The following is a 12,282-nucleotide window of genomic DNA, read 5'->3' as shown; positions in this document are numbered from 1 at the left end:
CGCGATCCGGGAACCATCCCCGGTGGCGCTTACGCTTACCGGGGCTACCAACCGAATACCGGACTGTAGGGCGTAGGCCGGATGAGGCGCGTAGCGCCGCTATCCGGGGTTTACACCCCCATCCGGCACGCTTCGCGGGCCACATTATCCATCTCATCTAACAGCTCAAGCAGCTCCGGCTCCAGATCCTCGGCGGCGGTGCCTGCCCGCAGCTGACTTTCCAGGGTATGGCACAGCTTTTTCAGCCGCGGCACGCCGCTATAGCTGCAGCTGCCGTGCAGTTTATGGATCAGATCCACCAGCCCTTCCGGCTGCTCGCCCACCAGCTGCTCCTCAACTTTGTTACGCACCTCCGGCATAAAGGCGATCAGCATTTGCAGCATCTCCCGCGCCAGGTCCGGCTTCATGGCCGCCTGGCGCAGCGCCAGCTGCCAGTCGAGCGTTTGATTATGATCGACGATCGGCTCTGCGGGCGGTAGCGACGCCGGAACGACGCTGTGCAGGCCGGGCTGATAGCGCAGCAGCAGTGCGTGCAGTTTCTCTTCTTCGATTGGCTTCGCCAGATAGTCGTTCATGCCGGCGCTTAGTAATTTCTCACGCTGGCCCTCCAGGGCGTGCGCGGTGACCGCAATAACCGGGGTTTGCTGATGATGGGACAGGTGATGGATAAGCTCACAGGCGCGGATGCCGTCCATATCCGGCATCTGAATATCCATCAGGATCAGATCCATCTGCAGCTGCTTGGCCTTGTCCACCGCCTGCTGGCCGCTGTCGCAGAGGATCACCTGCTGCACAAGATCATCCAGCAGGGCGCCAATCAGCTTCAGGTTAGCCGGGTTGTCGTCGACGGCCATTACCGTCATTGGCAACTTATGACTGTCGATCTGCATCAGCGGCGCGGAGGCAAGCGCGTGGCTGGTAGCCACCAGCGCCGGTAGCAGACGGGTGGTGGTGAGCGGCTTTAACAGGCAGGCGGCAACGCCGTCGCGCTTCAGGGCTTCGGCGCTGACCTGGGCATGGCACGGCAGGGCCAGCAGTACGTTATCGGACATCGCGCAGGCTTTGGCTAATTTTTCCCGATGCGGCGACAAATCGCGCATTGAAACCGGGATACCGACCAGCAGAATGTCATACTGCGCTTCCGCCAGCGAGGAGAAGGTAGGGCTGTAGATAACCTCCAGCGGCGTAGCGGCCAGCATCTCCAGGGTACACTGCGCCGCCGTCGCGTTGGCTTCCACATAGGCCAGACGTTTGCCGACAAGCCCGTCGGTGTTCAGCGTATCCGGAATGGCGTTCGGGTTGAGATCGAGGCTGATATGGAACCAGAAGGTGGAGCCGCGGTTCGGCTGGCTGTGGAACGAAATATCCCCGCCCATCTCTTTGACCAGACGCTGAGTGATCACCAGCCCGAGCCCGGTGCCGCCGTGGCGGCGTGAAATACTGGCATCGGCCTGACGGAAGGCCTGGAATAGCCGGGACTGGTCGCGCTCGGGGATGCCGATGCCGGTATCGTGGATCTGAATTTCGATCTGTACCCGGGAATTACTGATGGCCCGCTGCTCCACCAGTACGTCGATATTGCCGTGCTCGGTAAATTTGATGGCGTTGCCCACGAGGTTGGTCACAATCTGCTGCAGACGCAGCGGGTCGCCGATAACGTTGTCCGGTACATTGTTCTTAATATTCAGCGTCAGCTCCAGCCCTTTATCGTGCGCGGAATGCGCCAGCAGGGTGACCACTTCATCAAGCGAAGTGCGCAGCAGGAACGGAATACTCTCCAGGATCAGCTTCCCGGCTTCCAGCTTGGAAAAGTCGAGCACGTCATTGATGATCGCCAGCAGATTGTTGGCCGAACGTTCGATGGTGGTCAGGTGGTCGCGCTGCGTAGCGTTGAGATCGGTTTTCAGCGTCAGGCGGGTAAAGCCGATCACCCCATTGAGCGGGGTGCGCAGCTCGTGAGACATATTGGCCAGGAACTCAGACTTAATGCGCGCCGCCTCCTGGGCGCGCTTTTTCGCCAGGTCCAGCTCGACGTTCTGGATCTCCATCTGCTCAAGCGTTTCCCGTAGATCGGAGGTCGCCTGGTCGACGTTGTGTTGCATCTCTTCGTGGTATGCCGCCAGCGACATGGCCATCGAGTTAATGCCGTTTTTCAGCATATCCAGTTCGCCGAGCATAAAGCCTTCGACCCGGCTGTCCAGCTGTCCGCGGCGGATGCGGTCGACAGTGTTAACCATATTGCGGATTGGCCCGGTGACGTCGCGCATCAGCCTCCAGCCGAAGATTAACGCGATGCCGATACAGAACAGCATCATTACGCTGGAGATAAAAATCTCTTTGTACTGCTGGAGGCGAACCGATTTTAGATCCAGCTCCAGGGCGACGTAGCCCAGCATATTGCCCGGCATTTTAGCGTCAGATTCGGGTGATTCATCCGGAGAATAGCTTTCCGAGACAATAGGCGTGCGCAGGATCATCATGTCGCCATCGCGGATGACGCTGAGGTGACGGGGGAATGCCTCGCCTTTCGGGATCTGCAGTTCGCTGGGATTGAGCTGGTAATTGGAGGTGACAAATAAGCGGTTATGCGAATCGTACACCGAGATGGCCCGCACGATCTCCGAGTGGCGACGATGCAGAACGCTGATCAGCTGGCCGATGGATTCGCGGTTTTGCAAGTTCATGCCATATTCGCTGGAGACCGCCAGCGGTTCGATAATACTGGCGCCAGCGTCCTCCAGCTGGCGTTGCAGGTCGTTATAACGATGAGCGACAAAGAAAATACTGAGCAACAGTCCTATCAGGACGGTTGGCGCCAGAATCAGAATCATCATGCGAGCACGCAGGCTGTAGTTGGTCATGCGGTTCCATTATGGGAGAATATAGACATCATCGTTCTGTGCAGCGTCGCTGCGCCTCGCGGCGCTGCCGCTCTGAACGAGCTCGTTTTATTTGATTGAGACAACTCTCTACGATGGCGCAATTCTACTCTGCAAAACGGCGTGTGACGACGCGCCAGATCATAACCGTTACAGTCAACGACCTCGATCCCTTTGGTCAGGGTGTTGCCCGCCACCAGGGGAAGGCGCTGTTCGTGAGCGGAGTGCTGCCCCACGAGCAGGCCGAGGTGGTGCTGGTGGAAGATAAAAAACAGTACGCCCGCGCCGAGGTGAAACGCCGACTGACCGACAGCCCGCAGCGCCAGGCGCCGCGCTGCCCCCATTTTGGCGTCTGCGGCGGATGCCAACAACAACATGCCAGCGTTCCGCTTCAGCAGCAAAGTAAACGCGCCGCGCTGGGGCGACTGATGAAGCGCGAGGTAGATGACGTCATCGCCGGCGCGCCGTGGGGCTACCGCCGTCGCGCACGCTTGAGCTTGAATTATCAGCCGAAGACCCAACAATTGCAGATGGGTTTTCGCCAGGCCAACGCCAAAGCGATCGTCGATGTGGTGCAGTGCCCTGTTTTAGTGCCCCAACTTGAAGCATTGCTGCCCGCCGTGCGCGAGTGCTTAAGCGCGCTGAGCGCATTACGCCATCTCGGCCACGTCGAGCTGGTGCAGGCGGACAACGGTCCGCTGATGGTGCTGCGCCATACCGCAGCCCTGCCGGCGACAGACAGGGAAAAACTGGAACGCTTTTCGCAAACTCACGGTCTTTCCCTGTACCTCGCGCCACAAAGCGAGATACTGGAGCATATTCATGGCGAAGCGCCATGGTATACCTCAGACGGACTACGCTTAGTGTTCAGCCCGCGGGATTTTATCCAGGTCAACGACGGCGTAAATCAGCAGATGGTGCGTACCGCACTGGAGTGGCTGGATCTGCGGCCAGAGGACCGGGTGCTGGATCTGTTCTGCGGGATGGGCAACTTTACCCTGCCGCTGGCGACACGCGCCGCCCATGTGGTGGGCGTGGAAGGGGTGCCGGCGCTGGTGGAGAAGGGGCGGGAAAACGCCGCCCGCAATGGTTTATCAAATGTCACTTTCTTCCATGAAAATCTGGAAGAAGACGTCACCCGTCAGGCCTGGGCGAAGCACGGCTTTGATAAAGTGCTGCTGGACCCGGCCCGCGCCGGCGCGCCGGGCGTGATGCCGCATATAATAAAACTGGCACCGCGGCGGGTGGTGTATGTTTCCTGCAACCCGGCGACGCTGGCGCGAGACAGCGAAACCCTGTTGCAGGCTGGATATCAGATTCAACGCCTGGCGATGCTGGATATGTTCCCGCATACCGGCCATCTGGAATCAATGGTGTTGTTTGAGCGCAGGCTTACATAAGGTCATTCACAACGTCGCAGAAGAGCCACCCTGGCCATGAATGCTGACGCGACCTGCAGGATGACATGTAGAAAGTTGAGGCTTGCCGACTTCGGCAGGCCGGTCCCTTAAGGAGAGGACAATGGTTGCGGTAAGAAGTGCACATCTTAATAAAGCTGGTGAATTTGACCCGAAGAAATGGATCGCGAGTCTGGGAATTTCCAGCCAGCAGTCGTGTGAGCGCTTAGCCGAAACCTGGGATTATTGTCGCGAAAAAACGCAAGGACACCCGCAGGCGGACCTGCTGCTGTGGCGGGGCGTCGAAATGGTGGAGATTCTCTCCACCCTAAGTATGGACATCGATACGCTGCGCGCGGCGCTGCTGTTCCCGCTGGCCGACGGCGAAGTTGTCAGCGAAGAGGTGATGCAGGAGAGCGTAGGTAAATCGGTCGTGACCCTGATTCACGGGGTGCGGGACATGGCCGCTATCCGCCAGCTGAAAGCTACCCATACCGACTCGGTCTCTTCCGAGCAGGTGGATAACATTCGCCGTATGCTGCTGGCGATGGTTGACGATTTCCGCTGCGTGGTCATCAAACTTGCTGAGCGTATCGCGCATCTGCGCGAGGTCAAAGACGCGCCGGAAGATGAGCGCGTTCTTGCGGCGAAAGAGTGCACCAATATCTATGCTCCCCTGGCGAACCGCTTAGGTATCGGCCAGCTGAAGTGGGAGCTGGAAGATTACTGCTTCCGCTATCTGCACCCGGCGGAATACAAGCGCATTGCCAAACTGCTCCACGAGCGCCGTATCGACCGCGAGCATTACATCGAAGAGTTTGTCGGCCACCTGCGCTCAGAGATGAAAGCCGAAGGCGTCAAGGCGGAAGTCTATGGCCGGCCGAAGCATATCTACAGTATCTGGCGCAAAATGCAGAAAAAACACCTCGCTTTCGACGAGCTGTTTGACGTTCGCGCGGTGCGTATTGTGGCTGAGCGTTTGCAGGATTGCTATGCCGCGCTGGGGATCGTCCATACTCACTACCGCCATCTGCCGGATGAATTCGACGACTACGTGGCCAACCCGAAACCCAACGGTTACCAGTCTATCCATACCGTGGTGCTGGGGCCGAGCGGCAAGACGGTGGAGATTCAGATCCGCACCCGGCAGATGCATGAAGATGCCGAGCTGGGCGTGGCCGCACACTGGAAGTACAAAGAGGGCGCGGGAGCCGGCACCAGCGGCGGCCGCGGCTATGAAGACCGTATCGCCTGGCTGCGTAAGCTGATTGCCTGGCAGGAAGAGATGGCCGACTCCGGCGAGATGCTCGACGAAGTGCGCAGCCAGGTCTTCGACGACCGGGTGTATGTCTTTACGCCGAAAGGCGACGTGGTGGACCTGCCTGCGGGGTCGACGCCGCTGGACTTTGCCTATCATATTCACAGCGATGTCGGCCATCGCTGCATCGGCGCCAAAATTGGCGGCCGCATCGTGCCGTTCACCTACCAGCTGCAGATGGGCGATCAGATCGAAATTATTACCCAGAAGCAGCCGAACCCGAGCCGTGACTGGCTGAACCCTAACCTCGGCTATGTGACCACCAGCCGCGGACGTTCGAAGATCCACGCCTGGTTCCGTAAGCAGGATCGCGACAAGAACATTCTCGCCGGTCGGCAGATCCTCGACGACGAGCTGGAGCATTTGGGCATCAGCCTGAAGGATGCGGAAAAGCACCTGCTGCCGCGCTATAACTTCAACGAGCTCGATGAACTGCTGGCCGCCATCGGCGGTGGCGATATCCGTCTCAACCAGATGGTCAACTTCCTGCAGGCGCAGTTCAATAAACCTAGCGCCGCCGAGCAGGATGCGGCCGCGCTGAAGCAACTGCAGCAGAAAACCTACACGCCGCAAAATCGCACCAAGGACAATGGCCGGGTAGTGGTGGAAGGGGTAGGCAACCTGATGCACCATATTGCCCGCTGCTGCCAGCCAATCCCGGGCGACGAGATCGTCGGCTTTATCACCCAGGGGCGCGGGATCTCCGTGCATCGCNCGGACTGCGATCAGCTGGCAGAACTGCAGTCGCATGCCCCGGAGCGCATCGTCGATGCGGTATGGGGCGAAAGCTACTCGGCGGGCTACTCGCTGGTGGTCAGGGTGGAGGCGAACGATCGCAGCGGTTTACTGCGCGATATCACTACCATCCTCGCCAATGAGAAGGTGAACGTGCTGGGCGTCGCCAGCCGCAGCGATACCCGTCAGCAGCTGGCAACCATCGATATGACCATCGAGATTTACAACCTGCAGGTGCTGGGCCGGGTGCTCGGTAAGCTCAACCAAGTGCCGGATGTGATCGACGCGCGCCGTCTGCACGGCGGTTAATTCGTCTGTAGGCCGGATAAGGCGAAGCCGCCATCCGGCAATTTCGCAACGTCGGATAAGGTCTAAACGCCTTATCCGGCCGACTATTTTTAAAATTTCCAGGATTGTCACATGACTCAAATTGACCGCTTGCTCGGCATCATGCGCCGCCTGCGCGACCCGGAAAACGGCTGCCCATGGGATAAAGAGCAGACCTTTGCCACCATCGCCCCTTACACCCTTGAGGAGACCTACGAGGTCCTCGATGCTATCCAGCGGGAAGATTTTGACGATCTGCGCGGTGAGCTGGGCGATCTGCTGTTCCAGGTGGTGTTCTATGCGCAAATGGCGCAGGAAGAGGGACGCTTTAACTTTGACGATATCTGCGCCGCCATCAGCGACAAGCTGGAGCGTCGCCACCCGCATATCTTCGGCGAGGCATCGGCGGGCAATAGCACGGAAGTCCTGGCCCGCTGGGAGCAAATCAAAAGCGCGGAGCGAGCGGAAAAAGCCCAGCATTCGGCACTGGACGATATTCCCCATAGCCTGCCGGCGCTGATGCGCGCGCATAAAATCCAGCGCCGCTGCTCGGCAGTGGGTTTCGACTGGACCTCGCTGGGCCCGGTGCTCGACAAAGTGCATGAAGAAATTGATGAAGTGATGCATGAAGCGCAGCAGGCGGTGGTGGATGAAGCAAAACTGGAAGAGGAAGTGGGCGATCTGCTGTTTGCCACGGTGAATTTATCCCGTCATTTGGGCGTCAAAGCCGAGGTGGCGCTGCAGAAAGCAAACCTCAAATTTGAGCGTCGTTTCCGCGAGGTCGAGCGTATTGTCGCCGCCCGAGGCCTGGAAATGACCGGCGTCGACCTCGATACCATGGAAGAAGTGTGGCAGGAAGTAAAACGCCAGGAAACTGATCTCTAACGGATTTTCGTGATCAAGCGCGATTTGTGTGATTTTATAAATAACAAGCGCTTGATTTACGTCAAAAACATTTCGCCAAAAGCGTCTATTTTCTCTTTCCGTTATGTCGTTGAAACACCATGTAGCCTGCCTCTTCGAGTTGTTCGAGTCGCAACACAGGTGCAACTTGAAGAACGAAGGGGAGGGGAAGAATGAAAGTTTGTGGCGTCACGCATGTTCGGGTATACTACTTTCCCGTCCTGGTTATTCCATCGTTTTACCCTAACTTCTCAGGTTCAGCATGACAACGAACTATATTTTTGTGACCGGCGGGGTCGTATCCTCTCTGGGTAAAGGCATTGCCGCAGCCTCCCTGGCAGCCATTCTTGAAGCCCGTGGTCTCAACGTGACCATCATGAAACTGGATCCGTATATCAACGTCGATCCGGGCACCATGAGCCCAATCCAGCATGGGGAAGTGTTCGTTACTGAAGACGGCGCAGAAACCGATCTGGACCTGGGCCACTATGAGCGTTTTATCCGCACCAAGATGACGCGCCGCAATAACTTCACCACCGGCCGTATCTACTCCGACGTGCTGCGCAAAGAGCGCCGTGGCGACTACCTGGGCGCGACCGTTCAGGTTATCCCGCACATCACCAACGCTATCAAAGAGCGCGTACTGGCGGGCGGTGAAGGCCATGACGTCGTGCTGGTGGAAATCGGCGGTACCGTAGGCGATATCGAATCCCTGCCGTTCCTCGAAGCGATTCGTCAGATGGCGGTAGAGATCGGCCGCGAGCATACCCTGTTCATGCACCTGACTCTGGTGCCGTACATGGCCGCCGCGGGCGAAGTTAAAACCAAGCCGACCCAGCACTCCGTGAAAGAGCTGCTCTCCATCGGTATTCAGCCTGATATTCTGATCTGCCGCTCCGATCGCGCGGTTCCGGCCAACGAACGAGCCAAAATTGCTTTGTTCTGTAACGTTCCGGAAAAGGCTGTGATTTCTCTGAAAGATGTCGATTCCATTTATAAAATTCCGGGCCTGTTGAAATCTCAGGGGCTGGACGATTATATTTGTAAACGATTCAGCTTAACTTGTCCGGAAGCAAACCTGGCCGAATGGGAACAGGTAATCTATGAAGAAGCTAATCCGGCAGGCGAAGTCACCATCGGTATGGTCGGTAAGTACATTGAACTGCCGGATGCCTACAAGTCGGTGATTGAAGCGCTGAAACACGGCGGTCTGAAAAATCGTGTTACCGTCAACATCAAGCTGATCGATTCGCAGGATGTGGAAACGCGCGGCGTCGAAATCCTCAAGGATTTAGACGCTATCCTGATCCCGGGCGGCTTCGGCTACCGCGGCGTTGAAGGCAAGATCGCCACCGCGCGCTATGCGCGTGAAAACAATATTCCTTATCTGGGCATCTGCCTGGGTATGCAGGTTGCGCTGATTGAGTTCGCGCGTAACGTAGCGGGTATGGAAAACGCCAACTCGACGGAATTTGTGCCAGACTGTAAATACCCGGTCGTGGCCCTGATTACCGAATGGCGTGACGAAGATGGCAACGTTGAAGTCCGCTCTGAGAAGAGCGATCTGGGCGGCACCATGCGCCTGGGCGCGCAGCAGTGCCAGCTGAGTGATGATTCTCTGGTACGCCAGCTTTACGGCGAGCCGACCATCACCGAGCGTCATCGTCACCGCTACGAAGTCAACAACATGTTGTTGAAACCGATTGAAGCTGCCGGTCTGCGCGTTGCGGGCCGTTCCGGGGATGATCAGTTGGTCGAGATCATCGAAGTGCCGAACCATCCGTGGTTTGTGGCCTGCCAGTTCCACCCGGAGTTTACTTCGACGCCGCGTGATGGACACCCGCTGTTTGCCGGCTTTGTGAAAGCCGCGAGCGAGTACCAGAAACGCCAGGCGAAGTAAAAAGAGTTTGAACGGCAATGCACCCATCCGGGTGCATTGTTTGTCTGGAGTTTTAGTTTAACTTGTACTGAGGAAAACCTAATGTCCAAAATCGTTAAAGTCATCGGTCGTGAAATCATCGACTCCCGTGGTAACCCGACTGTTGAAGCCGAAGTACACCTGGAAGGTGGTTTCGTCGGTATGGCAGCTGCTCCGTCAGGTGCTTCTACTGGTTCCCGCGAAGCGCTGGAACTGCGCGATGGCGACAAATCCCGTTTCCTGGGTAAAGGCGTAACCAAAGCTGTTGCTGCGGTAAACGGCCCGATCGCTCAGGCAATCCTGGGCAAAGATGCTAAAGATCAGGCTGGCATCGACAAGATCATGATCGACCTGGACGGTACTGAAAACAAATCTAACTTCGGTGCGAACGCTATCCTGGCCGTTTCTCTGGCGAACGCCAAAGCAGCTGCTGCGTCCAAAGGCCTGCCGCTGTACGCGCACATCGCTGAACTGAACGGCACTCCGGGCAAATACTCCATGCCGGTTCCGATGATGAACATCATCAACGGCGGTGAGCACGCTGACAACAACGTCGACATCCAGGAATTCATGATTCAGCCGGTTGGCGCGCCGACCCTGAAAGAAGCAGTACGCATGGGTTCTGAAGTGTTCCATCACCTGGCGAAAGTGCTGAAGTCCAAAGGCATGAACACTGCCGTTGGTGACGAAGGGGGCTACGCGCCGAACCTGGGTTCCAACGCCGAAGCGCTGGCTGTTATCGCTGAAGCGGTTAAAGCTGCAGGCTACGAGCTGGGCAAAGACATCACCCTGGCGATGGACTGCGCGGCGTCTGAATTCTACAAAGACGGTAAATACGTTCTGGCTGGCGAAGGCAACAAAGCGTTCACCTCTGAAGAGTTCACTCACTTCCTGGAAGAGCTGACCAAACAGTACCCGATCGTCTCCATCGAAGATGGTCTGGACGAATCTGACTGGGAAGGTTTCGCTTACCAGACCAAAGTACTGGGCGACAAAATCCAGCTGGTTGGTGACGACCTGTTCGTAACCAACACCAAGATCCTGAAAGAAGGCATCGAAAAAGGCATCGCTAACTCCATCCTGATCAAGTTCAACCAGATCGGTTCTCTGACCGAAACTCTGGCTGCTATCAAGATGGCGAAAGACGCTGGCTACACCGCTGTTATCTCTCACCGTTCTGGCGAAACTGAAGACGCTACCATTGCCGACCTGGCTGTTGGTACCGCTGCAGGCCAGATCAAAACCGGTTCTATGAGCCGTTCTGACCGCGTTGCTAAATACAACCAGCTGATTCGTATCGAAGAAGCGCTGGGTGAGCAAGCGCCGTTCAACGGTCGTAAAGAGATCAAAGGTCAGGCTTAATCCTGTCCTTGTGAAATAATCATGCCAGCCTTCGGGCTGGCATTTTTTTTACGCCTGCGGCCATTATTTAAAGTCGACGGCCATTTGCTGAGGGATCGACAACCCGCGGGTGGTTTCCACGCAGCGGTCGATGTAATCGGTAAAGCGCGGCGGTTTTGGCATCCCCATGCTCAGCAGCTTGTCGTTACTAAAGCGCACGTTCAGGGTGGCGAACGCGCCGTATAAGCGCATGGCTTTCAGCATCAGCCGCTCATTGCATGGCCCAAATATCCCTTTCAGTTCGCGTCTCATTTTGACCAGCGTTTCATAGCTCACCTGGGCGTATTTATCCCCCACCGGCGCCTGCTCCAGGGCCTGAGCCATCGCCCGGTCGATTTCGGCAAACTTCACGCTGTTCTCTTCGCCAGCAGAGATATGCACCACCTCGCCGTGAGCCAGAGGCTGGTTAAGCAGCATTAGCAGGGCGTCGGCGCAGTAGTCCACCGGGATAACGTCAATTCGGTCCTCCATGGAGCACATGAATTTCTGCAGCATCAGCCCCATGCTGAACACCCAGAAAATACTGCTGGAAGGCCGGCAGCCGTGATGGGTATGACCCACCACGATAGAGGGGCGGGCAATTACCAGCGGTAGCGTAGGGCACTGCTGCTGCATCAGCTGCTCGATGGTCGACTTCGAGTGGGTATATTCCACCAGGTGCTCAGCGCGTTCCCGAAACTCCGCGCTTTCGGCGACCAGTGAATCCGGTTCAGGCGAACATGACATCGCCGTACCGACGTGCAGAAAGCGCTGCAGACCCGTCACCTGCGCCATACGTTGCGCCAGGCGCAGCGTGCCCTCAACGTTAACCTTCCAGATAAGCGGGTTGCTGCCAAATGAGGCGACAGCGGCGCAGTTGAGGATGTGCGTGACCTGATCGAGGCGCGGATCGTTAAGAAAATGCTCCGGAGAGGCGAGATCGCCCAGCAGGATATGCTGCTGGCGCAACATCGCCAGCTTCTCCTCGGCGATGTTGAACTTACGCATGTTCTCTTTAACCCGTTCGAGGCCAGCCTCGGGGCTATCAGCACGTACCAGCAGCAGCAGATCTAACCGGGTTTCCTGATGGAGTATTTTCTCTAACGCGGCACCGCCCAGAAACCCCGTAACGCCGGTAATTAATAATGTGGTCATAAACGCTATCTCATTATGGTTGGTCTGCGGGATTCTAGGCGGGCAAAAGTAAACGACAATTAAATAAAAAAGGGGCCCGTTCAGGGCTTTATTAAGACCAGTTTAAGGTTATTATTACCGGGGGATAGAATTGGACTCGCAGATCGGCCAGATAATTCACTCTTTCATGTATCAGTTTGTACATTACTGTATTTTAAGGTTTTTTATTTTGGTTCTTGGACCTTTTATTTTATCCTGANTGACAGGAATAACATTTTCTGTTACATATTT

Annotated in this window: 7 protein-coding genes; 5 read left to right on the top strand and 2 right to left on the bottom strand. The window is 56.7% G+C overall.

The genetic code is table 11. From position 1 onward, the window contains the following. Positions 1–110: 110 nt before the first annotated feature. The gene (barA, locus tag VZP09_RS15720; RefSeq protein ID WP_004151066.1) at positions 111–2,861 is read right to left on the bottom strand and encodes a two-component sensor histidine kinase BarA; all 2,751 of its coding nucleotides are present in this window, start codon (positions 2,859–2,861) and stop codon (positions 111–113) included. A 113-nt stretch (positions 2,862–2,974) separates the two neighbouring features. On the opposite strand from barA, the gene rlmD reads away from it, so the two are divergent. From rlmD to eno, 5 genes are all read left to right on the top strand, one after another. Next, positions 2,975–4,279, top strand: coding sequence for a 23S rRNA (uracil(1939)-C(5))-methyltransferase RlmD (gene rlmD / locus VZP09_RS15715; RefSeq protein WP_004174638.1), 1,305 nt, complete (start codon positions 2,975–2,977; stop codon positions 4,277–4,279). Positions 4,280–4,400: 121 nt separating this feature from the next. Next, a complete protein-coding gene (gene relA / locus VZP09_RS15710) occupies positions 4,401–6,638 on the top strand; it encodes a GTP diphosphokinase (protein WP_328795265.1) in 2,238 nt (745 codons plus the stop codon). A 111-nt stretch (positions 6,639–6,749) separates the two neighbouring features. Then, positions 6,750–7,541, top strand: a complete 792-nt coding sequence (gene mazG, locus VZP09_RS15705; RefSeq protein WP_002915215.1) for a nucleoside triphosphate pyrophosphohydrolase — start codon at positions 6,750–6,752, stop codon at positions 7,539–7,541. A gap of 280 nt (positions 7,542–7,821) precedes the next feature. Continuing rightward, complete coding sequence (pyrG, locus tag VZP09_RS15700) at positions 7,822–9,459, top strand: glutamine hydrolyzing CTP synthase (RefSeq protein ID WP_004142808.1); 1,638 nt, start codon at positions 7,822–7,824, stop codon at positions 9,457–9,459. A gap of 81 nt (positions 9,460–9,540) precedes the next feature. Beyond that, positions 9,541–10,839 (top strand): phosphopyruvate hydratase, encoded by a 1,299-nt coding sequence (eno, locus tag VZP09_RS15695; protein WP_002915213.1) that lies wholly within the window; start codon positions 9,541–9,543, stop codon positions 10,837–10,839. A gap of 63 nt (positions 10,840–10,902) precedes the next feature. On the opposite strand, the gene VZP09_RS15690 is transcribed toward eno, so the two are convergent. Next, complete coding sequence (locus VZP09_RS15690; protein ID WP_004210593.1) at positions 10,903–12,012, bottom strand: SDR family oxidoreductase; 1,110 nt, start codon at positions 12,010–12,012, stop codon at positions 10,903–10,905. Positions 12,013–12,282: the final 270 nt, after the last annotated feature.

Origin of the sequence: Klebsiella sp. EMBS2024 (assembly GCF_036233805.1) — a bacterium.
Lineage (GTDB): Bacteria > Pseudomonadota > Gammaproteobacteria > Enterobacterales > Enterobacteriaceae > Klebsiella > Klebsiella pneumoniae.
This window is presented reverse-complemented; position numbering and strand designations above follow the sequence as displayed.